The sequence below is a fragment of the Shimia sp. Alg240-R146 genome (assembly GCF_947331465.1).
Taxonomy (GTDB): Bacteria; Pseudomonadota; Alphaproteobacteria; order Rhodobacterales; family Rhodobacteraceae; genus Shimia.
In genome coordinates this window covers 1,273,883-1,296,587 of record NZ_CAMZOK010000002.1, presented here as the reverse complement: position 1 = coordinate 1,296,587, position 22,705 = coordinate 1,273,883, and the positions used below count along the sequence as shown (strand labels likewise).

Here is a 22,705-nt window from a genome sequence, read left to right as displayed (position 1 = left end):
ACGATGGCTGATGAGTTGAATAACACGTCGCGCCGCGCCTTCCTGAAAGGGGGCGCCGCCGCGGTGGTAGGAACGGCAGCGGGAGCTGCAAGTGCGGGCACACCAGACCCGCTGATCACGGAAGTGCAGGATTGGGCGTCGTTCACCGGCGAGGGCGTCGATGAAACGCCTTATGGCCTGCCGATTGAGTTTGAGAGTGACGTGGTGCGGCGCAATGTGCCGTGGCTGACGGCGGATCCGATTTCGTCGATCAACTTTACGCCCATTCACGCGCTGGATGGTACGATCACGCCGCAGGGCTGTGCGTTTGAGCGCCATCACTCCGGCGCAATCGAGCTGAAGAAAGACGATTACCGTTTGATGATCAACGGTTTGGTCGATCAGCCGCTGGTGTTCACCTATGAGGATCTTGAGCGGTTCCCGCGCGAGAACCACGTCTATTTTTGCGAATGTGCAGCGAACACCGGCATGGAATGGGCGGGTGCCCAGTTGAATGGTGTGCAGTTCACGCATGGCATGATCCACAACATGGAATATTCCGGCATCTCGCTGCGGGCGCTGCTGAACGAGGCGGGTCTGGGCGCTGCTGGCGATCTGGCGGACAAGTGGGTCTATGTCGAGGGCGCGGATGCAAGTTCCAACGGGCGTTCTATTCCGATGGAAAAGGCGCTGGACGATGTGCTTGTGGCGTTCAAGGCAAACGGCGAGGCCTTGCGTAAAGAGCACGGCTATCCGGTGCGCCTGGTTGTTCCTGGTTGGGAAGGCAACATGTGGATCAAGTGGCTGCGTCGCATCGAGGTGACGGACGCTGCCGTAGAAAGCCGCGAAGAGACCAGCAAATACACAGATGTCATGGAAGACGGCACCGCACGCAAATGGACGTGGGAGATGGACGCCAAGTCGGTCATCACCTCACCAAGCCCTCAAATGCCGATCAAGCACGGCCACGGGCCGCTGGTGATTTCGGGTCTGGCATGGTCCGGCCATGGGCGCATCACACGTGTGGATGTCTCCAAGGATGGCGGCAAATCTTGGGAAACCGCGCGATTGGGCACCACCCAAGGCGACAGCAAGGCGCTGACGCGGTTCTATCTCGACACTGATTGGCAGGGCGAGGACTGGTTGTTGCAGGCGCGCGCCATGGACGAGACGGGCTATGTGCAGCCGACCAAAGACCAGCTGCGCGAAGTGCGAGGCGAGAACTCGATCTATCACAACAACTGTATTCAGACTTGGTACCTGAACGCCAAAGGGGAGGCGGAAAATGTCGAAGTTTCTTAAGGTTTCTGCCGCTGTTTTGATGATGGCAAGCCCGGCTGTTGCGGGCGATTCACTGGGTCTTGGGCGGCCTGCGTTGCCCGAAGAGATCGCGGCGTGGGACATTGATGTGCTGCCCGATGGTCGGGGATTGCCAGAAGGCCGTGGGGATGCATTCACTGGTGAGGAAGTCTTTGCCGAGAAATGCGCATCCTGCCACGGTGATTTTGCCGAAGGTGTAGATAACTGGCCGGTTCTGGCCGGTGGGTTTGATACCTTGGCGGACAAAGATCCGGTCAAGACGGTCGGCAGTTACTGGCCGTATCTGTCGACAGTTTGGGACTATGTGAACCGCTCTATGCCATTTGGCGCGGCACAGACGCTGACGGAGGATGAGGTATACGCCATTGTGGCCTATATCCTGTATTCCAACGATCTGGTGGATGACGATTTCGAGCTGAGCCACGAGAATTTCGCGGAGTTTGAAATGCACAATCAAGGTGGTTTCATTCAGGATGACCGCGCAGCTTTGGAGTATCCGATGTGGCGGGTTGAGCCGTGCATGACGGATTGTAAGGAAAGCGTCGAGATCACCATGCGCGCGTCCATTCTGGATGTAACTCCTGATGAAGGCGCGGCAGAAGGCGAAGAGCAAACTGCAGCAGTTGTGGAAGAGGTGGTTGAAGAAGAAGCTCCTGTTGAGGCCGTGACGGCGCTGGATCCCGAGTTGGTCAAGAAAGGCGAGAAGGTCTTTAAGAAGTGCAAGGCCTGCCATCAGGTGGGCGCGAAGGCCAAGAACAAGACTGGTCCGGTACTCAATGGCATCATGGGGCGTGGCTTTGCGTCGATTGACGGCTTCAAATACTCCAAGGTGTTTAAAGCTGCCGCGGATGAAGGCCGTATGTGGGACGAAGCCGAGATGGCCGCGTTCCTGACCAAGCCCAAGGCCTATCTGAAAGGCACCAAGATGAGCTTTGCCGGTCTCAAGAAAGAGGCCGACGTGGCCGCGATCATCGAATACCTCAAGAGCGTAGACGACTGATATGGTCCGCGTGACACAGATCCTCGGGGCCGCCCTCGTTGCCGGTTTGGCGACGCTGGGCGGTGCCGCGTTTGCGCAGGGCGGCAACGTCGACGCGGGTGCCAAGGTGTTCAAAAAATGCAAGGGCTGTCATCAGGTTGGCAAGGGGGCAGAGCATCGGATTGGGCCGCATTTGAACGGTTTGTTCGGGCGCAAGGCCGCCACCTATGAGGAGTTCAACTATTCCAAAGGTTTCCAGCGCATCGGCGGCGGCGGGCTTGTATGGCACGCGGAGTCACTGGATGCGTTTCTGGAAAATCCGCGAGCGATGGTCAGTCGCACACGCATGAGTTTTCCTGGGCTGAAAAAGGCCGAGGATCGTGCAAATTTGATCGCCTACCTGCGTCAGTTTTCAGACAATCCGGCGGATATTCCGGAAGCTGACCCAACGGCGCAAGGGGTCGATCATGACCTCGATCCGGCCATTCTGGCGCTTAAGGGCGATCCTGAATACGGCCAATACCTGAGCGGCGAATGTACCACCTGCCACCAGTCCGCGGGCGGGGACGACGGCATTCCGTCCATCGTGCTCTGGCCGGAAGAAGACTTCGTGCTGGCGATGCATGCCTACAAATCCAAACACCGCATTCACCCTGTGATGCAGATGATTGCGGGACGGCTTGGCGATGAGGAGATCGCCGCACTGGCCGCGTATTTCGCGACCTTGGAAGAATGAACATTAGGACCAAAACGGGAGGAAACAAAATGACTTTGAACAGACGGACTTTTCTGGGGGCTGCCGCTGCGGCTGCGTCCCTGTCGGCGCCGATGGTTCGCGCGATGGGCAAACCGCGGGTTGTGGTTGTCGGCGGTGGTGCCGGCGGTGCAACAGCGGCGCGCTATATTGCCAAAGACAGCAAAGGCGCGATTGACGTCACTCTGATCGAGCCGACGCGCAAATATTACACCTGCTTCTTTTCCAACCTCTATCTGGGTGGCTTTAAAAACATCGAAGACATCGGCCACACATACGGCGGGCTTGCCGCTGGTGGCGTGAATGTCGTGCATGATTGGGCAGTTGGCGTGGACCGCGACGCCAAGACGGTGTCGCTGGCTGGTGGCGCGACGTTGCCTTACGACAAGCTGATCCTGAGCCCCGGTATCGACTTTGTCGAAGGCGCGGTGGAAGGCTGGGATCTGTCGGCACAGAACGCGATGCCACATGCCTATAAGGCGGGGTCGCAGTCCGAGTTGCTTAAAGCACAGCTGATGGCGATGCCTGAAGGCGGCGTGTTTGCCATGGTGGCACCGCCCAACCCGTTCCGTTGCCCTCCGGGGCCATATGAACGGGTGTCGATGGTTGCGCACTTCCTGAAGCAGAACAATCCAACCGCGAAAATCATCGTGGCGGATCCGAAGCCGAAGTTTTCCAAAATGGCGCTGTTCCAGGAAGGTTGGGCCAACCACTATGAGGGTATGGTCGACTGGATTGGTGACGACTTTGGCGGCGGCAACGTGTCGGTTGATCCGAACGCGATGACCGTGACCATTGATGGCGAGGAAACAAAGGTAGACGTCTGTAACGTGATCCCGGCCATGAAAGCAGGCCGTATCGCGGAGCTGGCGGGTGTGACCGATGGCAACTGGGCTCCGGTGAATGCGGCGGATATGTCGACCAAGGCGGACGGCGACGTCTATGTGCTTGGTGATGCGAGCGCGCAGGGTGACATGCCCAAATCCGGTTTCTCGGCCAACAGCCAAGCAAAGGTTTGTGCCAATGCGGTGCGCGGTGCATTGACCGGATCCAAAGTGTTCCCGGCCAAGTTCTCCAACACCTGCTGGTCGCTGATTGCGCCGGATGATGGTGTGAAAGTCGGGGCAACATACGAGGCGACCGCCGACAAAATCGCCAAAGTGGATGGGTTTATATCCCAGACCGGCGAGACTGCCGATGTGCGCAAGACCACCTATATGGAAAGCGAAGGCTGGTATAGCGGCATCACCGCGGACATGCTTGGCTAAGTTAGGTTTCGCCCTGTCCGGTTTTGTATCGGGCAGGGCACAAAGCGCGCGAACATTGGACAACGAGAAAAGGAAACTAAAGATGATGAAATCTTTGATCTATGCGGTGCCATTTGTTTGTGCGTCTGCGCTTGCCGCGGATGAAGCGATCACGGTGGCTTTTGATGGCAGCTTTGACGATGCAACGTTTGCTGTTGAAAGCGCAATTGTTGGCCGGGGTCTTGTGATTGACTATGTCAGCCACGTTGGCGAGATGCTTAACCGGACTGGCGCCGACGTCGGAAGCGACAAGGAAATCTTTGTCGCGGCGGATATCTTTTTGTTTTGCTCGGCCGTGGTGTCGCGTGAAGTAATGGAAGCGGATCCGATGAATATCGCGCATTGTCCCTATGGGATCTTTGTGACCGAGGACAGCGATGGGGTTAAGATCGGTCACCGTGATTATCCCGACGGGGTGATGCAGAAAGTCGAGGATCTGTTGTCGGAGATCGTAGCTGAGGCCAACGGCAGCTAAATCGGTTTGATATCGCTGATTGGGCCCGGTTTTTCTGCCGGGCCTTTTTTGTTGGCGGAGACCAATTGGCGGGACCGTTTACGGAGTGCGCAGCATCCATTGGGTTCCGAGCGCGCCGAGCCACATGCAGAAGATCGCGACCCACGCCGTGAGGGCCAGAATGGCGCCGCCTGTGACGCCAGCGCCGACGGCACAGCCGCCAGCCAGCATGCTGCCAAACCCCATCAGGATGCCGCCAAGGATATAGCGTTCCATTGGGACGTCTTTTTCGAACCGCTGTATTCGCAACTCTCCTTGAACGAGCGCGGCGAGAAACGCGCCGACAAACACGCCGGGCACAAGGCCGATTCCGAAGTCAGGCTCGACAAACGGTTGGTTGATGAAGGCCATGAGAGTGTCGGTGGAGGGCCCCGTGAAGGTCACAGATTGAATGGCCACAACCTCAAACGACGCCGACGCAAGCGAATAGGTCAGTAACCAGCCAAGGCTTATGGCGAGGCCGACGAGGGCGGCGGCGGCAAGTTCGGAGAGTTTGATGTGATGGCGCCACCCGTGCAGGAAAGCGGCGCCGAGAACCAACGCCGCGACCGCCACGATCGTAACACGGTTCACACCAAATATATCGAGCAGGTGACGTGTCGGGCCGCCTGGCACTGTCCAGAGCGAGAACAGCGTTTCGCGCAAGGGGGAAAGGCCGCCACGCAGGGCGGCTTGGGCCGTTAGGGTCAGGACAAGGCCGGTAGTCAGCGCGCGCAGGTTGCCGGAGGCGGACAGGATCAGTAGGCGGCTGGCGCAGCCACGGGCCAGGACCATGCCCGCCCCAAACAGCAAACCGCCAATGATGGCACCGGACAGGCTGCCGGTGGCTGCAAGTTGGCGGGCCTCGGATACATCAAGCAGGTCCAACAATATTGCCGCTTGCACCAGAACGAGCGCGGAGGAAAAGGTGATCAGCCAGATCGCCATGCGGTCAGCAAAGCGGCCTTGGGCGACTTCTGCGGTGGCGGCGCGCAAGCAGAACCGCGAATGATACGCGGCTGCGCCAAACAGCAGCCCGACAACAGCGCCAATGGCCAGCATCAAAGTGCCTTCGCCAAAGCGGTCAATCAAAATTTCCATGGGCCGTCCTCTTTTGCGCCGGCTTTATTCGAATTCCATCTGCTCATAAACTCGGCCCGCGTTTTTGGTCGCGAGTTCTTCGAAGGTGTCGAGCAGGGCATAAGGTGACTGGTCCACGTAATAGGCGTCTGCAAGATCGCCGCCAGCGTCCAGATGTTCGCCGACTTTGCCACGCAAGTAGACCAGATAGTCGCGCGTGTACCGTCGCACCTGCGCCATGTTGGTGGGGTGCCCGTGACCGGGGATAACGTAGGTCGCGTTCAAAGGTTCAAATGCGGTGTCCCAAGTCTCGATCCAGTCGGCGGTCATTGTGTCGTCAAAGATTGGCAACATGCGTTCGTGAAACGCCATGTCGCCAGCGATCACCAGGCTTTGGTCGGGCAGCCAGACAGAAATGTCGCCGGGGCTGTGCGCAGGGCCGAGGTGCAGCACTTCGATGCGGAAACCACCCATTTCAAGGATTTTTCTGTCGGTGAAGGTCTCGGTCGGCAGCACGATGGTTGTGCCGTCGGCCTTGTCGCGGTTGTAGCGTTTCATGCCCTCAAGGATTTGCGGGCCGTACTCCGCAATCTCATGCGCCGCGTCTTCGTGCGCGAGGATGGGCACGCCTTGTTCCGCCCAATAGGCGTTGCCAAGGATCGCGTGGCCTTGGCCGTTTTCGTTGATCACCAGCTTGACCGGTTGCTTTGTCACGGCCTGAATTTCCTGATGCAGCGCTTGTGCCAGCACATAAGCCGCGCCGCCGTTGACCACCACGACGCCGTCGCCGGTGACGATGAAGCTGAGGTTGTTGTTGTGGCCGGTATTTTCGTAGGTCGGCGGGGCGGTGGCACCGATGGCGGACCAGACGTGCGGGATGACTTCCACGGGCTTTGAGTAGAGCGGTGAGCCGGGATATTTGTCGGCAATATCTTCGCTGGCGGTGGCCGTTAACGGCAGCAGCGCTGTCAGCGCGATAGTGACAAGACCAAGAGTGCGGGTCATGTGGCGTCTCCGATAAAGCGGTAGATGTTTGCGGATTTGTCGACGCGGCCCATGCCCGATCCCGGGAAGTGGAAGCCGACAACCGATAGATCATCGGCCAAGATGCGATCAAACAAGGCGAGGCGGGTTTGGATGCCCATGTCCGCGTCTTGATCAGAGCTGGTGGGCCATTCCGGATGGTGGAATGCCAGATGATGGTTCACGATCGCATCGCCGATAATCAGCGCGGCTTCTGAGCCTGAGCGGATTTCAAAGCTCATGTGGCCCGGTGTGTGTCCGTGGGTGGCGAGGGCGGCTATGCCGCTGACAACTTCGTCACCGTCGTTAAACCGCTCAAACTGGTCTTCCATCATCTGAAGGCGGCGGCGGGCGCCAGCCGCGAAAGTCACGCGCGCATCGCCGATGGTGTTGACTGTTTCGGGGTTCCACCAATAGTCCCATTCTTTGCGGCCGATGAAATGGGCGGCGTTGGCAAACAGCGGTTCGTCAAAGTCGTCCAGCAGCCCCCAGATGTGATCAGGGTGGGCATGCGTAAGCAGTACGTGGGTTACGTCTTCGGGAGAAATGCCCGCAGCCGCCAAGTTGTCGGTCAGCTGTCCTGCCGTTGGCATGAAATCCGGTCCGGCGCCGACGTCAAACAGAACAGTGTTTTCGCCATCGCGGTAAATCGAAGTGTTGCAGTTGGGCGTGACCGCGTTGCCGGTGATGCCGTGCAGTTTGAGGATGTCTGTGGCTTCGGTGGCAGGGACGCCACCGATCACCATGTTGGTGGGCAACATCAGGCGTCCGTCGCTGACGGTGATTAGGCTGCCTTTGCCGATAGACGTCTTTGAAAGCGACAAAGTCGGGACCGCTCCTATAATCGAGACGCTCGCCGCTTGTTTCAAAAAGTGCCGACGTGTTGAACCAGCCATAGTCCACCTCCCATGGATACGTATTTACAAATAGGAATATGTGATTTTGTGCGTATACGAAAGGTATTTCCACGGAGTGCTTCGAACTAACGCACGCAAAACTGTTGGGGGGCTGGTGGCTTTGATCAGCAATTTTGCGGCCCTGGGAAACCCAGATGGGTCGGCGGTGTGCATTACCCGCCAAGTGGGCTGCTTTTTGCTGCCTTTGCCCTTGCGCCGGATGGCGTGGGCAACTAGAAGAGGCCAGATTTTTTTGACCGTGCGCGGGGGCGAGTCCCGCGCACCGCTACTTATGGGGTATCCTGATGCAGGTCACCGAGACGCTGAACGAAGGTCTGAAGCGCGGCTACAACATCGTTGTGACTGCAGCGGAGCTGGAAGACAAAGTAAACGAAAAGCTGGTTGAAGCGCAGCCGGAAATCGAAATGAAAGGTTTCCGCAAAGGCAAAGTGCCTATGCCGCTTTTGCGTAAGCAATACGGTGAGCGTCTGCTTGGTGAAGCGATGCAGGATGCTGTTGACGGTGCGATGAACCAGCACTTTGAAGACAGCGGCGATCGCCCTGCGATGCAGCCAAAAGTCGAAATGAAAAACGGCGAAGAGTGGAAGCCGGGCACCGACGTAGAAGTCGAAATGTCCTATGAAGCTCTGCCAGAAATTCCAGAAGTTGAGCTGAAAGGCATCAAGCTGGAGAAACTGGTTGTTAAAGCGGAAGACGCGGCCGTTGACGAAGCGCTGGCCAATCTGGCCGAGACCGCGCAGGATTTCAAATCCCGCAAAAAAGGCAGCAAAGCGAAAGACGGCGATCAGGTTGTCATGGACTTTGTGGGCCGCATCGATGGAGAAGCATTTGACGGCGGCGCAGGCGACGACTTCCCGCTGGTTCTGGGTTCCAACCAGTTCATCCCCGGCTTTGAAGAACAGCTGGTGGGCGTGAAGGCCGAAGAAGAAAAAGACGTGACCGTCAACTTCCCTGACGACTACGGCGCCGAAAACCTGGCTGGTAAAGAGGCTGTGTTCTCTTGCACCATCAAAGAGGTGAAGCAGCCGGTTGCCGCGGAAATCAACGACGAGCTGGCGACCAAATTTGGTGCGGATGACCTTGCAGGTCTGAAGGAGCAGGTTTCCGAGCGTCTGGAAGCAGAATACGCCGGTGCCGCGCGCGCCGTGACCAAACGCGGTCTGCTTGATGCGCTGGACAAGCTGGTATCGTTTGATCTGCCACCGTCGCTGGTTGAAGCCGAAGCCGGCCAGATTGCACATCAGCTGTGGCACGAAGAAAACCCGGACGTGGAAGGCCACGACCACCCGGAAATCGAACCAACCGATGAGCACAACGCACTGGCCGAGCGCCGCGTGCGTTTGGGTCTGCTGCTGGCAGAACTGGGTCAGAAAGCCGAAGTCGAAGTGACCGACGCGGAAATGACACAAGCGATCATGAACCAGGCACGTCAGTACCCGGGTCAGGAACGTCAGTTCTTTGAATTTGTGCAGCAGAATGCTCAGATGCAGCAGCAGATGCGCGCACCGATCTTTGAAGACAAGGTTGTGGACTACGTTCTTGAGTTGGCAGAAGTCACCGAGAAAGAAGTCGACAAGGACGCATTGCAGAAAGCAGTGGAAGCCCTGGACGATGAATAAGTCTCCTACGCTGCAAAGAAATTGCGAAAGGCCGCTCCCGATCGGGGGCGGCCTTTTTTTTTGGCGTGGTGCCGTTGGGGCGCGACGGGGCGTTTGGTTTGACGCTGTGGGTCGTTGGCGGGCACCGTGAAGTCAAACAGGAGGAGCCACCCGATGGGGCACACAGGATTTGACCGTGAAACATTTGAGGCTTTCAAGGAGATGGATCGCGAGGGGCCGATCCATATGTTGAACCTTGTGAAGCTGCGCGAGACCGCTGAGTACGAAGATGGGCGTGCTTTGAGCGGCAAGGAAGCTTATGCCGCCTATGGTCAGGAAAGCGCGCCTGTGTTTCAGCGTTTGGGCGGCAAAATCGTCTGGCGCGGCGCGCAGGAGATGGTGGTGATCGGGCCAAGCGAGGAGAGCTGGGATTTGTGCTTTATCGCGGAATATCCAAACCCGCAGGCCTTTGTTGCGATGCTGAGCGACCCAGAATATCGCGCGGCAATGCCGCATCGGCAGGCGGCGGTCGCGGACAGTCGGCTGATCCGAATGGCGCCAATCCCTGTGGGTGGCAATTTCGGAGAATGAACAAACCGGCGCCGGATGTGGCGCCGGTACTTTTTGAGGTCAGTGGCCGCTGAGTACCAGTGTCTGAACCGGCATCATGAGCGTTTGCAGGCGCAGGATTGCCGCGTGCACAAGACCGACTGCATCGACAGCATGCAACGCTAGTTTTTGCGTCGAGGACAAGGCTGGGTCGTCCAGCTTGTCGTGGTTGTTGGTATAGGCGTTGGCCACGCATTTTGATCCGGGTGGGATCAGCTCGGTCTGGTCAGGATACAAAGGTTCCAGGATGGCGATGATCGAGCCGGGTTTGGCATTGTTGGCGGGATCCAACAGCTGTTCCTGAGCGCGGAATTGACCTGCGGGGATCACATCCTGAATTTGCGTGACCACCATTGGGTAGATCTTGAAAGGGCGCGACATGCAGCTGATTTCTGCAAGCATACCTTCATACAAAACTGGCCCTGTGAGCTGACCGAAGGCTGCTTGAAAACGGTTTTCGCCGGAATCAGCCGGAACGAGCACACCGGCTGGACGCACAAACGGGTTCACGAGATCACCCGGAAAGAGGGCAAACTGTTCCATGTGCCCGTCAACACTGGCGTAGACGGTGGTCTTGGCGATGGCCGTGTCAGCCTCAGCCAGACGGGCAACCGCGCTGGCACGTTGGGCCGGAAGCTGAATTTCAATCTTGTTCTTCACGGCCTTCAAGCCCGCTTCGGCGGCTTCAACGGCGGCTTCGCGCTGGTCCATGACGTTTTGCAGGCGTTCAACGTCCCGTTCCGACACTGCGGATGAGCCGCGTTCAAACAGCGTGTTTGTGCGGTCGAACTCGTCCTCGGTCTGCTCTAGCGCCGCTTCGGCCTGATCGATGATGGCCTCGGCGTTTTCCAACTCAGCGCCGGACACGGCGATGGTCGCGTCGATTTCTGCAATGCTGGCGCGGGCAGTTGCGGCCGCGGCTTCGGGTTTGTCGGCGTTGAGTTTGAAAAGCTTGTCGCCGGCTTTTACGAAGTCGCCATTGCGCACGTAGACCGTTTCGACGCGCCCAAGTGCCTCAGGCATGACCGTGATGGCGCGGAAATAGCTGATGACGCTGGTTGTGGACGGGTGGAAATAGAAAATCAGGGTGATGAGACTGACGGTGAGGATCAGGCAAGAAGTAATGCCCCAGCGCAATTCGTACCACACGGTGAAAAGAGTCAGGTCGGTGCCCCAACGTTTGCCCTGTGCCATGCGGCGGTAGAGGTAGTCGGGCAGAATGGTCAGGAGCGAGCAGAGAAAGAATTCAATCATCAATCAGCCCTCCTTGCCTGAATCAGGCGACGCGGTGTCCTGAGGCTCTGGAGGTGTTTCCGTTGGCGCTACGGTCGGCGTGTCGGCGGTGCCATTGCCGGTGTTTTGCATTGTAAATGGCGGCAGAGGCGAATCTGTGGCGCGCTCTAGAGCGTTCGAGATGCGTTGGAGTGGTGTCAGGAAGTCAGGCAAGTTGATCGCGGCCAGTAGCAGGGCAAGAATCCAAAAAGTGTTGTTGTGGGTGAACAGCGCCAACAATGCGAGAATGCTGATAATTTGGATTTGGGTGCTGCCAACGCCATGGGCCATTTGTTCGGGCAAAGCGTGCAACCGCAGATAAAACACACCGGCACCAAGCACCAGCAATACAACAAAGACCGCCATCGCGATCAAGAAGGGATCTGATCCGTCTGCATTCGGCATCCACGAAGGAATGAAATGTGGTGCCATAGGGTGGACAGCTGCGTCTCCGGTGGTGGCCATGTGAGCCTCCGATAAGGGATTGTCAGTGTCAGTCTATGGACAAGGTTGCGGTGTCACAAGGATTTAGAGGGACCCAAGCTGTCGCGATGTGGTCCTTGTGCGGGCGGGTTATTGAAGGAGCCCGGTTTCCTTGAGTAGCCCTGCGCGTTTGGCCTCGGGGTAGTACCCTTTGGCATAAAGGAAGACCGCGCGGTCATGGTTTCCTTCGGCCACCAGAAGCGCGCCGCGCAGGTATTTGACAGCGTATGTCAGGTTGGTTTCCGCATCCAAAAGGCCCGTGCGATTGCCAACGTAGCCCATGCCGCGTGCGGTGGGCAGTTGGATCTGCATCAACCCGATATTGGGGCCGTTGGTGGCCGCGGGATTGTGGGTGCTTTCACGGATAACCACACGGTGCACAAGGTCGCGCGGCACCTCATAGTAATCAGCATATTTATTGATCAGCGCGCGCAGTTCAGGTGTTTCGTTTGGGTAAAGCGGTGGATCGAGCGGCGCGGGCTCGGGTGCAGAACAAGCCGCGAGCGGCAAGGCAGCAGAGAGTAGAAGGAAACGGCGACGAGGCAGGGTGCGCATGAGCGGTCCTTGGCAAAGGGAGGTTCACACCCACTGTGCCTGATGTTGCGCAAAAGAAAAGGCCGCGCCCGAGAAACGGGCACGGCCTGCGATTTATTGCTCAGAAAGAGGAGATTACTTCTCTTCTTCTTCCGCTGGTGCTTCTTCGGCAGGAGCGTCTTCGATCAGATCGTCGTCGTCCGAAGCGGCAGCGCCGATATCGTCAAACAGTTCTGCAATTTCGAATTCTGCTTCTGCTTCTGCTTCGGCGGCCAGTTCCTGAATGGATTTGCCGGACGCCTGCAGCTCAGCTTCTTCTTCAGAGCGCGCGACGTTGAGGTGAATGGTCACGTCAACTTCGGGGTGCAGCAGAACGTGAACGTCGTGCAGACCCAGGTCTTTGATCGGCTGAGCCAGAACAACCTGTTTCTTGTCAACCGAGAAGCCTTCTTCGGTGGCGGCTTCGGCAGCGTCACGTGGCGTGACGGAACCATAGAGTGCACCAGCATCGGAGGCGGAGCGAATCACGATGAACTGCTGTCCGTCGAGTTTCTCTGCCAGCGCAGCGGCTTCGGCTTTGGTTTCCAAGTTGCGTGCTTCGAGCTGGGCCTTGCGGTCCTCAAAGGATGCGATGTTCGCAGCCGATGCGGTCAGGGCTTTGCCTTGTGGCAGCAGGAAGTTGCGTGCGTAGCCGGACTTGACGTCAACGACGTCGCCCATCTGGCCGAGCTTGGCAACACGTTCGAGAAGGATAACTTGCATTGGTCAGGTCTCCTTACTTCACTGCGTAGGGCAGCAGGGCGAGGAAGCGGGCGCGTTTGATTGCACGAGCCAGTTCACGCTGTTTCTTTGCCGAAACTGCGGTGATGCGCGAAGGCACAATCTTGCCACGCTCAGAGATGTAGCGTTGCAGCAGTTTGGTGTCTTTGTAGTCGATCTTCGGCGCATTGTCGCCCGAGAAGGGGCAGACCTTACGACGGCGGAAAAACGGTTTTGCAGCCATGACTTAGTGTCCTTTCTTCAAGCGATCAGGAGCGGCGTTCGCGGCGGTCGCCACGTTCGTCACGTTTCTGCATCTGGACCGAAGGGCCCTCGGGATGTTCGTCGACCTTGATGGTCAAAACGCGCATCACGTCATCGTGCAGACGCATCAGGCGTTCCATTTCCTGAACGGCCGGCGCAGGTGCGTCGGTTTTCAAGAAGGCGTAGTGGCCCTTGCGGTTTTTGTTGATCTTGTAGGCCATCGTTTTGACGCCCCAGTACTCGGACTCAACAACGGAACCGCCGTTGTCTGTCAGTACAGTGCTGAAGTGTTCGACGAGGCTTTCTGCTTGCGTGTTGGACAGGTCCTGACGCGAGATGAAAACATGCTCATAAAGCGGCATGTGCTCTCCATTCATTTTCAGGCGCATTTCAAAGAGCGGGGCAATTAAGTCCTTCGCACCCCACCCACGAGAGACTGCGCGGTTCAGATATTAGCGAAGGAAGGCGCTGTATAGCCGAAACTGGCGCAGGCGCAACCCTGATTGTGCCTTGTTTTCTTGGGCGCAGGTCGCGTCCGGATTTCTGCTTCGGCACGGTGATTTCGCGAAGATGCCCCAATCTCGCCCGAATTGTTAAGCACGGTGTGATCAAAGCGGTATCCCAAAAGAAGCGGGAGTTCTAAAATGATTGCCCTGTCCAGTTTTATGGAAGAAGCCAGATCTCGTGTGGCCACGGTAGAAGGCAAAGGCCAGTCCCTTGGTATTAAGGCGGCGTCTGTATTCTTCGGGTTCGCATTTATCTGGGCCGGCGTCGGGCTTTGGCTGGTGCCTGGGCTGGAAATGACCTCGTATGTCATGTTGGCCAAAATGGGTCTGTCGATCCTGTTGGTAACTGCCGGTGTCGGCATGACGCAAATCGCCACGGACAAACCACGCAAAGAGCTGCATTTTGATGCGCGCAACCGACAACTGCTGGTTCTGGAGAGCCTGCCTCGCGAACGGATGCAAGTGGTTCAGACCATCAACTATGAGGAAATCTCCCGCGTGGATGTGTCTGACTCGCTGCTTGAAGTGAGCGGCGAAAGTGGCAGTGTTTTGGTGGCTCTGGATATTGATGGTGAACATGCGCGATTGGATGCGGTGGCGCAGCTGCGCAGTCAGGCGATTTTTCCCTGCTGAGACGGCCTTCTTGAAATCTTGAACGACGGCGTGAGGCTTCTCGCGCCGTTTTTGTTTGGGGCGGACACATCAAAAAGGATTGGTGCAGCGTGTGGCGGTTGGATGCAATCCCGTTGCGCCAAGCGTTGCGGCGCGGTATTCCCCAACGAAAGATAACGTGAGGAGGCTATCTATGAGCCGCGCATTTGTATTTCCGGGGCAGGGTGCTCAGACCATTGGAATGGGTCAGGCGTTGGCTGCGGCCTATCCACAAGCCAAAGCCGTGTTTGACGAAGTGGACGACGCTTTGGGCGAAAGCCTGAGCGGGTTGATCTGGGAAGGTGAACAAGATGTGCTGACGCTGACGCAGAACGCGCAGCCCGCGCTGATGGCGACGTCCTTGGCGGCGATGAAGGCGTTGGAAGCTGAAGGTGTGAGCATTGATGTGGCCTCCTGTGTGGCCGGGCATTCGCTTGGTGAGTATTCGGCTTTGGCCGCCGCAGGTGCGTTGAGCATCGCAGACACCGCGCGTTTGTTGCGGACTCGTGGGGAAGCTATGCAAGCGGCCGTGCCAGTGGGGGAAGGCGCGATGGCGGCCATTCTCGGATTGGACTTTGCGGCTGTGCAAGACGTTGCCGAAGCTGCGGCGCAGGGAGAAGTGTGTCAGGCTGCCAACGACAACGACCCCACACAGGTAGTGGTGTCTGGCGCCAAGGCCGCGGTTGAGCGTGCGGCGGAGATTGCCAAGGAAAAAGGCGCACGACGTGCGGTGATGCTGCCGGTCAGCGCACCGTTTCACTGTGCACTTATGCAGCCAGCGGCGGATGTAATGGCGGAAGCTTTGGCGGGTGTAGAAATCAAGGCACCCGCGGTACCGGTGATTGCAAACGTACGCGCAGCGGCCGTCAGTGATCCGTCAGAGATCCGCGCATTGCTGGTGGAGCAGGTGACGGGCTCTGTGCGCTGGCGCGAATCGGTGGTGAACATGGCCGCAGACGGCGTGAGCGAGTTCTGGGAAATTGGCGCTGGCAAAGCGTTGTCGGGTATGATCCGCAAGATTGACCGGGCAAACGGTGTGCGCGCAATCGGCACGCCGGATGATGTAAAAGCCGCTCTCGAAGCGTTGAACGGTTAAGCAATAGGGACATTGAAATGTTTGATCTAACTGGAAAAACCGCGCTGGTGACTGGCGCATCGGGCGGCATTGGTGGTGCAATTGCCACGGCGCTGCATGGCGCGGGTGCAACCGTTGGCCTGTCTGGCACCCGTGTGGAGCCGCTTGAGGCGCTGGCGGCGGAACTCGGTGAACGTGCGCATGTGTTGCCATGTAACCTGAGTGATGGCGCGGCTGTGGATGCCCTGCCAAAGCAGGCGATTGAGGCCATGGGCAGCGTCGACATTCTGGTGAATAACGCCGGTATCACACGCGACCAGATTTTCATGCGTATGTCTGATGATGAATGGCAGAGCGTGATCGACGTGAACCTGACCAGTGCCATGCGCCTGTGCCGTGGCGTGATGCGTCCAATGATGAAGGCGCGTTGGGGTCGGATCATCAACATCAGCTCGATTGTCGGTGCTACCGGCAACCCGGGTCAGGTGAATTATGCAGCCTCAAAGGCGGGTATGGTCGGGATGACCAAATCCATTGCTTATGAGGTCGCCAGCCGTGGAATCACGGCAAACGCGATCGCGCCGGGGTTCATTGCAACCGCAATGACCGACAAGCTGACCGACGATCAGAAGGACAAGATCAATACGCAGATTCCGGCCAGCCGCATGGGGTCTGCCGAAGAAATCGCAGCCGCAGTGCTTTATCTTGCAAGTCCTGAGGCGGGTTACGTGACGGGTTCGACCTTGCATGTGAACGGTGGCATGGCCATGTTGTGACCATCGGCGGCTTCTTTCGGGGGCCGCTGTTGTCGTCGGGGAAAGCGTTTGCCTTGTTTGGCGGATGTGTTATAGGCGGCACAGAATTTCTCCGGGTGCCTGTGTGGCAGTCGGAGACTTACCGGTAAGCCGGACCAAAACCGCCCCATTGGGGCATCTTTCAATCCTGCCACGCCGGTGGGGGAGCAACTGGGCCGCTTGGCCCGACACTAATGAGGAATTGACATGAGCGACGTCGCAGACCGCGTTAAAAAGATCGTTGTAGAGCACCTGGGTGTGGAAGAAGACAAAGTTGTTGAAGCGGCTTCCTTCATCGACGATCTGGGCGCAGACAGCCTGGACACTGTGGAACTGGTAATGGCCTTCGAAGAAGAGTTCGGCATCGAGATCCCAGACGACGCTGCTGAAACCATCCAGACTTTCGGCGACGCTGTGAAGTTCATCACCGAAGCTTCCTAAGCTCGGGAAACGGTTTTTGCCGTTTAAGGCCCTCGCCATTGGCGGGGGCCTTTTTCTATGGGCGATCGGCGCCCCATGTGGGCGAACGCTTTTGGAACGCGCGCGTTTTTGAGGTAGTTTGGACCTGTCACGTTTTCTTCGCGTTGGACAGGGGGAAGCCTCATGAAAGAGCAAAAGCATTTCCTGTTCGGAGCTGGCCAGTCGGATGCATGATTTGTCCGATGAAACCAAACAGCTTGGTTCGCGGATAGGGCACATGAAAAAGCTGCGCAGTCAAGACCAGAAGAAGTTCAAGAAAATCGAGGCGAATTATGCCGACTTGAAGGCATCCTATAGGGCGGAGAAGAACAAGGAGGTGAAGAAGTCGCTGCAAGCGGCGCGCGATGCTGCCAAGAGCGACGTCCCCGCCGCGAAAAAGAAATTGAAGCTCCAGAACAACGAGATCGAATACCACGAAGACGAAATTCGCAGGAACGATCGGTCGTTCAACAAGATGGCCAAAGAGTATGATCGGCGCTGCGCCTGAGATTGAAGGCACGTGAGGGTGGCAAGGCACGACCCATTAGGTATTTGACAGAACGCTTTTGACGCGCGACCAGCGTCAAGTCTGACTGATCTTTTGTTGCGCTGATCGGGGCGGGATTTGGAGAAAACCCGTTGCCACTGTATGCTGGGCCACTTTCGAAAAAAATCCATAGTTTAGGGGGGCGTGCAATGACCTTTTTCAATACCCGCAGGGGTGGCATCCGTGCGATGCTGAACGTATTTTTAGCGCTGAGTTTGATGACCTCAGTTGCCATGGCTGAAGGGCCGGAGCCTCAGGATCTAAGGGCAACAGGCAGCGCGCGTTCGGGCGACTGCGAGGGTCTTAAAAGGGAACAAAAGAATTGGGTCAATTTCCGGAGGTCACATGAAAAAGGGCTGGCAGACTACAAAAAGCAAGAGCGTGTGCAGCAGCAGAAACACAAAAAAATCGATGCCAAATATGAAAATGCCAAGGCCGCCTACAGGGGTGAGAAGGACAAAGCCAAGAAACAGGCCCTGAAGACGGCATTCAAAGATGCGGAAAAGCAACTAAAGACGTCTCGGGCGCTGCTGCGCGGTTCCGCCGAAAGCATCGATGTAACGGAAAAATACCTACGGACCGCCGATCGCGAGATGAAGAAGCTGGAAAAAGAGCAGAAACGTCGCTGTGAGAAAAAGTAGAGGTGTTTCTCACTGGCGCCGCCTGATGGCGTAAAGCGCGGCTTGGGTCGCTGATTGGCGCAGCATCGAAGCCTGTCGGAGCTGGGGGCGGAAATAGTTCGCCGTCGCGGGGGCTGAAACCATCCAGACCGTTGGCGAGGCGGTGACCTTTTTCACCGAAGTTTCCTAAGCTCCGAATGTTTGGAACGCGCTCTGAGTTGAGCCGGTTCCTGATGCAAAATTTGAAACGCCCGTCTCGCTCAAAGCGCGGCGGGCGTTTCCCTTTTTGGATCAGACGCGCCAGAGAAAATCCGCAAATAGCGTTGAAAGCCGAAGGCGTGGCCCCCAAATGGGCGCAAGGTTTCGCGACCCGTGGTCTTGCTCAAGGCGATGGTAACGCGGTAAGAGCAAGAAAAGACTTCTGAGGAAGGGCATAATTATGCGTCGTGTTGTTGTCACCGGGCTTGGGCTCGTCACTCCTTTGGCTTCCGGAGTGGAAGAAAGCTGGACCCGTATTCTTGACGGTCAGTCCGGAGCTGGAACCATCACCCGGTTTGATCCCGAGCGTGTGACCACGAAATACGCCTGTGAAGTGCCGTATGGTGACGGCACAGACGGAACATTCAATCCGGACGATTGGATGCTGCCCAAAGAGCGTCGCAAGGTCGACGATTTCATTCTCTATGGTCTGGCAGCTTCTAAAATGGCTGTTCAGGACTCCGGATGGATGCCGGAAGACACGGAATCGCTTGAACGCACTGGGGTCATGATTGGCTCTGGTATTGGCGGTTTACAGTCGATTGAAAAAACTACGCTGATGATGGCTGAAAAAGGCCCGCGTCGCGTATCGCCTTTCTTTATTCCAGGCGCGCTGATCAACTTGATTTCAGGGCAGGTCAGCATTGAATACGGCTTCAAAGGTCCCAACCACTCTGTTGTGACTGCGTGTTCCACTGGTGCGCACGCCATTGGTGATGCTGCGCGTTTGATTGCCAGCGATGATGCGGATGTGATGGTTGCAGGTGGTGGCGAAGCCGCGATCTGTGAGATCGGCATTGCCGGCTTTAACGCCTGTAAGGCGCTGTCGACCAAGTTTGCTGACACACCTGAGAAAGCCAGCCGTCCCTATGACGCCGACCGCGATGGGTTTGTCATGGGCGAAGGCGCGGGGATTGTTGTGCTGGAAGAATATGAACACGCCAAGGCGCGCGGCGCGAAGATTTACGCCGAAGTGCTGGGCTATGGCCTGTCGGGCGACGCTTATCACATCACCGCACCTGCCGAGACCGGCGAAGGCGGCGAGCGCTCCATGCGGGCAGCTTTGAAAAAAGCGGGTCTGGAACCCAAGGACATTGACTATATTAACGCGCACGGCACCTCGACCATGGCCGACACTATCGAGTTGGGCGCGGTTGAACGCCTGTTGGGCGATCACGCAGGCAATGTGACCATGTCCTCGACCAAATCGATGACGGGTCACCTGCTCGGGGCCGCAGGCGCGATTGAGGCGATTTTCTCGATCCTCGCAATCCGCGATCAAGTTGCCCCGCCGACCATCAATCTGGATGAGCAGGCTGTGGACACAAAGATCGATCTCGCACCCAATCAAAAGCGTGAGCGCGAAATTAACATCGCGCTGTCCAACAGCTTTGGCTTTGGCGGCACCAATGCGTCGGTGATCTTTGGAAAGGTTGACTGATGTGGCGTCATATCGCCTCTAACGCGGTCACGTTGCTGGTTGTGGCCCTTTTCCTTTTGGGCGGCCTGATCCTTGTGGCACAGACCACTTATCGCGCTGAAGGTCCGCTGACCGAGGCGATGTGTTTGCGGGTGCAGCCCGGATCAAACATGAGTCGCGTCTCGGCTGACCTTGAAAAAAACGAGGCCATTGCAAATGGGGCTTTGTTTCGGATCGGTGCGGATTATGCCGGTAAAGCTGACAAGCTGAAGGCCGGTAGTTTTCTGGTGCCTGAGCAGGCCTCGATGGAAGAGATCGTAGACATTGTTACGCGGGGCGGGGCGAGCACATGTGGGACCGAAGTGGTCTATCGCGTGGGGGTCACCCGTCAGCAAGTACAAGTGCGCGAGCTGGATCCGGCGACCGGTCGATTTGTCGAAGTCGCAGAGTTTAACCCATCTGAGGACGAGACCCCTGTGGCGTTCACATCCGTGCGCGAACAAGCGGACACGCGCTATCGCATCGCGGTGGCCGAAGGCGTGACCAGCTGGCAGGTGATGGATGCGCTTAACAACATCGACTTGTTGAGCGGCGAGATCACGCAACCTGCCGAGGGTAGCCTCGCGCCCGACAGCTATGAAGTGCGCCAAGGTGATACCCGTGAGAGTGTGATTGTCCGCATGGCCGACGCCCAGACCGTGTTGTTGAACGCTGCATGGGAATCGCGGTCTGACGTTGTTCCGCTGAATTCGCCGGAAGAAATGCTGATCCTTGCGTCGATCATAGAAAAAGAGACAGGTGTGCCGGAAGAACGGCGTCAGGTGGCAAGCGTGTTTGCCAATCGTCTGGATCGCGGCATGCGGCTTCAGACTGACCCGACTGTGATTTACGGCGTCACCAAGGGCGTTGGCGTGTTGGGGCGTGGGTTGCGCCAAAGCGAGTTGCGCGGGCCGACGCCGTGGAACACGTATGTCATCGAAGGTCTGCCGCCCACGCCGATTGCCAACCCTGGACGGGCCAGTCTGGAAGCCGCGGCCAATCCCGATGAGACGCCGTACATCTTCTTTGTGGCGGACGGGACCGGCGGACATGCGTTTGCTGAAACTCTTTCAGAGCACAACGCAAACGTTGCCGAGTGGAGAAAAATCGAGGCAGAACGCGCCAACGAATAAGGTGTTGCTTTGTGCTGGCGGCCAGCGATCTACGCAGTAACCTGCTCAAAATTTGAATGTTTTAGACGTGTCATGGTTTGATCCATGATGCAGGAAACCACGACAAGCGGCTTCGGATCATCCGGAGCCGCTTTTTTCGTGTTTCTTGTGCGGAGGGGACGCCACGCATGAGAGGTATGAACCCATATGACCCCCACATACACGCCAAAAACCGATTTGGCGCTGGACCCTGAGATCGCAGCCGTCAAAGACGCGCTGCGATCCGCAACTGACGACCTCATTGGGATGTGCACCCAGCTTCAGTCTGTGGGTGCGACTCTGCCGGGCAACGCCGGGCAGATTTTGAACGAAGTGCGCCAGTGCATTCGCATGGCAATTGAAGCGGAGAGTGACATTGAAAAACGCAACCTCAGAACCGGTGCGGGCCGTGGCGGACCAGACCTCGACTTCGAACGCGCAAGATCTTCGATCCGGTGCCGCTTGGATCGCCTCAGAGACTGCCGAGACTCAAGCCGAGTTCCTGGACGACCTGAGTGAAGACGAGTTGTTGGCGCTGCCGTTCCTGTTTGATTTCTGGGCGTTGCCCCATCAATTGCCGCCAGAAGGTGCGTGGAAGAGTTGGGTGATCCTTGGAGGGCGCGGAGCGGGCAAAACCAGAGCAGGCGCGGAATGGGTGCGCAGCAAGGTTGAGGGCGCAGGTCCACTGGATGCTGGCGCAGCGCGACGGGTGGCCCTTGTTGGGGAGACCATTGACCAAGTCCGTGAGGTGATGGTGTTTGGCGAGAGTGGGATTTTGGCCTGTTCTCCGCCGGATCGGCGTCCGGTATGGGAGGCTGGTCGCAAGCGGCTTGTTTGGCCGAACGGCGCGGTGGCGCAGGCGTTTTCTGCGCATGACCCCGAAGGGTTGCGCGGGCCGCAGTTTGACGCGGCTTGGGTGGATGAATTGGCAAAGTGGCGCAATGGACAAGCGACGTGGGATCAGTTGCAGTTTGGGTTGCGGCTAGGGGAACATCCACAGCAATGCGTGACGACCACTCCGCGCAATGTCGGGGTGTTGAAAGCGTTGCTAAAGGCGCCAAGCACAGTGACGTCGTCGGCGCCGACCGAGGCCAACCGGGCCAATCTAGCCCAGAGTTTTCTTGAAGAGGTACGGGCGCGCTATGAGGGCACGCGGCTGGGGCGACAGGAACTTGACGGGCATCTTTTGGAAGACAGAGAGGGCGCGTTGTGGCGGCGGGAGTCATTGGATGCAGGCCGATTGGCGGAGGTCCCTGAGTTGGACCGTATTGTTGTAGCCGTGGATCCACCGGTCACCGGTCACGCGGGCTCGGATGCGTGCGGCATTGTGGTGGCGGGCGTGATCGCCAAGGGACCTGTGCAAAACTGGCGGGCGGTGGTGCTGGATGATGCAACCGTTCGGGCGGCCACGCCGGATGCCTGGGCACGGGTCGCGCTGGCGGCGATGGAGGCTTGGGGTGCAGAGCGGTTGGTGGCGGAGGTCAATCAAGGCGGGGATTTGGTGCAATCCGTCATAAACCAAATTGACCCGTTGGTTCCGTTCAAAGCCGTGCGGGCCACGCGCGGAAAGGTGGCGCGGGCGGAGCCTGTGGCGGCGCTTTATGAGCAGGGGCGGGTCGCGCATCTGCGGGATCTGGACGACTTGGAAGATCAGATGTGCGCGATGACGGCGCAAGGGTTTGACGGCAAAGGCAGTCCAGATCGGGTGGACGCGCTGGTTTGGGCTTTGACAGAATTGGTGATTGAACCGGCTGCGAGCTGGCGCCGCCCAAGGATGCGAGCGCTTTGATTTCTAAAAACAAGGCGCAACGGGG

At 57.7% G+C, this 22,705-nt stretch carries 25 protein-coding genes; 16 read left to right on the top strand and 9 right to left on the bottom strand.

Going from position 1 to position 22,705, the window contains the following annotated elements; translation table 11 throughout:
- Positions 1–3: 3 nt before the first annotated feature.
- The 5 genes from soxC (at position 4) to PG871_RS15515 (ending at position 4,814) form a co-directional block, all read left to right on the top strand.
- Positions 4–1,281 (top strand): sulfite dehydrogenase, encoded by a 1,278-nt coding sequence (gene soxC, locus PG871_RS15535; RefSeq protein ID WP_270730823.1) that lies wholly within the window; start codon positions 4–6, stop codon positions 1,279–1,281.
- Positions 1,265–2,299 (top strand): c-type cytochrome, encoded by a 1,035-nt coding sequence (locus PG871_RS15530; protein ID WP_270730821.1) that lies wholly within the window; start codon positions 1,265–1,267, stop codon positions 2,297–2,299. The genes soxC and PG871_RS15530 overlap by 17 nt, the downstream gene beginning before the upstream one ends.
- A 1-nt stretch (position 2,300) precedes the next feature.
- The gene (locus PG871_RS15525) at positions 2,301–3,014 is read left to right on the top strand and encodes a c-type cytochrome (RefSeq protein WP_270730820.1); all 714 of its coding nucleotides are present in this window, start codon (positions 2,301–2,303) and stop codon (positions 3,012–3,014) included.
- A 29-nt stretch (positions 3,015–3,043) separates the two neighbouring features.
- The gene (locus tag PG871_RS15520; RefSeq protein WP_270730818.1) at positions 3,044–4,300 is read left to right on the top strand and encodes an NAD(P)/FAD-dependent oxidoreductase; all 1,257 of its coding nucleotides are present in this window, start codon (positions 3,044–3,046) and stop codon (positions 4,298–4,300) included.
- 82 nt (positions 4,301–4,382) lie between these two features.
- Positions 4,383–4,814 (top strand): DUF302 domain-containing protein, encoded by a 432-nt coding sequence (locus PG871_RS15515; RefSeq protein WP_270730817.1) that lies wholly within the window; start codon positions 4,383–4,385, stop codon positions 4,812–4,814.
- 78 nt (positions 4,815–4,892) lie between these two features.
- Here the strand turns inward: PG871_RS15515 and PG871_RS15510 are convergent, their stop codons facing one another.
- Genes PG871_RS15510 through PG871_RS15500 form a run of 3 tightly spaced genes read right to left on the bottom strand, consistent with a single transcriptional unit; the run spans position 4,893 to position 7,831 of the window.
- The gene (locus PG871_RS15510; protein WP_270730816.1) at positions 4,893–5,933 is read right to left on the bottom strand and encodes a YeeE/YedE family protein; all 1,041 of its coding nucleotides are present in this window, start codon (positions 5,931–5,933) and stop codon (positions 4,893–4,895) included.
- A 24-nt stretch (positions 5,934–5,957) separates the two neighbouring features.
- Complete coding sequence (locus tag PG871_RS15505; RefSeq protein WP_270730815.1) at positions 5,958–6,917, bottom strand: MBL fold metallo-hydrolase; 960 nt, start codon at positions 6,915–6,917, stop codon at positions 5,958–5,960.
- The gene (locus tag PG871_RS15500) at positions 6,914–7,831 is read right to left on the bottom strand and encodes an MBL fold metallo-hydrolase (protein ID WP_270730814.1); all 918 of its coding nucleotides are present in this window, start codon (positions 7,829–7,831) and stop codon (positions 6,914–6,916) included. Before PG871_RS15500 ends, PG871_RS15505 begins: the two co-directional genes overlap by 4 nt.
- Before the next feature lie 305 nt (positions 7,832–8,136).
- On the opposite strand from PG871_RS15500, the gene tig reads away from it, so the two are divergent.
- Both tig and PG871_RS15490 read left to right on the top strand, forming a co-directional pair.
- Positions 8,137–9,471: a trigger factor gene (gene tig, locus PG871_RS15495; protein ID WP_270730813.1), complete on the top strand. Its 1,335-nt coding sequence runs from the start codon at positions 8,137–8,139 to the stop codon at positions 9,469–9,471.
- A gap of 153 nt (positions 9,472–9,624) precedes the next feature.
- Positions 9,625–10,041: a DUF1330 domain-containing protein gene (locus PG871_RS15490; protein WP_270730812.1), complete on the top strand. Its 417-nt coding sequence runs from the start codon at positions 9,625–9,627 to the stop codon at positions 10,039–10,041.
- A gap of 39 nt (positions 10,042–10,080) precedes the next feature.
- On the opposite strand, the gene PG871_RS15485 is transcribed toward PG871_RS15490, so the two are convergent.
- The 6 genes from PG871_RS15485 to rpsF form a co-directional block, all read right to left on the bottom strand.
- Entirely contained in the window at positions 10,081–11,313 is a 1,233-nt protein-coding gene (locus tag PG871_RS15485) for an HlyD family secretion protein (protein WP_270730810.1), read from the bottom strand.
- A 3-nt stretch (positions 11,314–11,316) separates the two neighbouring features.
- Positions 11,317–11,796, bottom strand: coding sequence for a hypothetical protein (locus PG871_RS15480; RefSeq protein ID WP_270730808.1), 480 nt, complete (start codon positions 11,794–11,796; stop codon positions 11,317–11,319).
- 108 nt (positions 11,797–11,904) lie between these two features.
- Positions 11,905–12,369, bottom strand: a complete 465-nt coding sequence (locus tag PG871_RS15475) for a lytic transglycosylase domain-containing protein (RefSeq protein WP_270730806.1) — start codon at positions 12,367–12,369, stop codon at positions 11,905–11,907.
- A gap of 114 nt (positions 12,370–12,483) precedes the next feature.
- A complete protein-coding gene (rplI, locus tag PG871_RS15470; protein WP_270730805.1) occupies positions 12,484–13,110 on the bottom strand; it encodes a 50S ribosomal protein L9 in 627 nt (208 codons plus the stop codon).
- Between the two features lie 13 nt (positions 13,111–13,123).
- Complete coding sequence (gene rpsR, locus PG871_RS15465) at positions 13,124–13,351, bottom strand: 30S ribosomal protein S18 (protein WP_008328567.1); 228 nt, start codon at positions 13,349–13,351, stop codon at positions 13,124–13,126.
- A gap of 25 nt (positions 13,352–13,376) precedes the next feature.
- Positions 13,377–13,733 (bottom strand): 30S ribosomal protein S6, encoded by a 357-nt coding sequence (gene rpsF / locus PG871_RS15460; protein WP_270730925.1) that lies wholly within the window; start codon positions 13,731–13,733, stop codon positions 13,377–13,379.
- A 282-nt stretch (positions 13,734–14,015) separates the two neighbouring features.
- Between rpsF and PG871_RS15455 the strand changes: the two genes are divergently transcribed.
- The 9 genes from PG871_RS15455 (at position 14,016) to PG871_RS15415 (ending at position 22,680) form a co-directional block, all read left to right on the top strand.
- Complete coding sequence (locus PG871_RS15455) at positions 14,016–14,510, top strand: hypothetical protein (protein ID WP_270730792.1); 495 nt, start codon at positions 14,016–14,018, stop codon at positions 14,508–14,510.
- 172 nt (positions 14,511–14,682) lie between these two features.
- Entirely contained in the window at positions 14,683–15,624 is a 942-nt protein-coding gene (fabD, locus tag PG871_RS15450) for an ACP S-malonyltransferase (protein ID WP_270730790.1), read from the top strand.
- A gap of 17 nt (positions 15,625–15,641) precedes the next feature.
- Positions 15,642–16,379 (top strand): 3-oxoacyl-[acyl-carrier-protein] reductase, encoded by a 738-nt coding sequence (fabG, locus tag PG871_RS15445; RefSeq protein WP_270730788.1) that lies wholly within the window; start codon positions 15,642–15,644, stop codon positions 16,377–16,379.
- Between the two features lie 225 nt (positions 16,380–16,604).
- Entirely contained in the window at positions 16,605–16,838 is a 234-nt protein-coding gene (locus PG871_RS15440) for an acyl carrier protein (protein ID WP_054001569.1), read from the top strand.
- A gap of 214 nt (positions 16,839–17,052) precedes the next feature.
- Positions 17,053–17,364: a hypothetical protein gene (locus PG871_RS15435; RefSeq protein WP_270730786.1), complete on the top strand. Its 312-nt coding sequence runs from the start codon at positions 17,053–17,055 to the stop codon at positions 17,362–17,364.
- A 188-nt stretch (positions 17,365–17,552) separates the two neighbouring features.
- Complete coding sequence (locus PG871_RS15430; RefSeq protein ID WP_270730784.1) at positions 17,553–18,044, top strand: hypothetical protein; 492 nt, start codon at positions 17,553–17,555, stop codon at positions 18,042–18,044.
- Positions 18,045–18,462: 418 nt separating this feature from the next.
- Positions 18,463–19,722 carry a beta-ketoacyl-ACP synthase II gene (fabF, locus tag PG871_RS15425; RefSeq protein ID WP_270730783.1) on the top strand — a complete coding sequence of 420 codons (1,260 nt, stop codon included), beginning with the start codon at positions 18,463–18,465 and terminating at the stop codon, positions 19,720–19,722.
- Positions 19,722–20,873 (top strand): endolytic transglycosylase MltG, encoded by a 1,152-nt coding sequence (gene mltG / locus PG871_RS15420; RefSeq protein WP_270730782.1) that lies wholly within the window; start codon positions 19,722–19,724, stop codon positions 20,871–20,873. Before fabF ends, mltG begins: the two co-directional genes overlap by 1 nt.
- Positions 20,874–21,357: 484 nt before the next feature.
- A complete protein-coding gene (locus PG871_RS15415; protein WP_443020506.1) occupies positions 21,358–22,680 on the top strand; it encodes a DNA-packaging protein in 1,323 nt (440 codons plus the stop codon).
- Positions 22,681–22,705 lie beyond the last annotated feature (25 nt).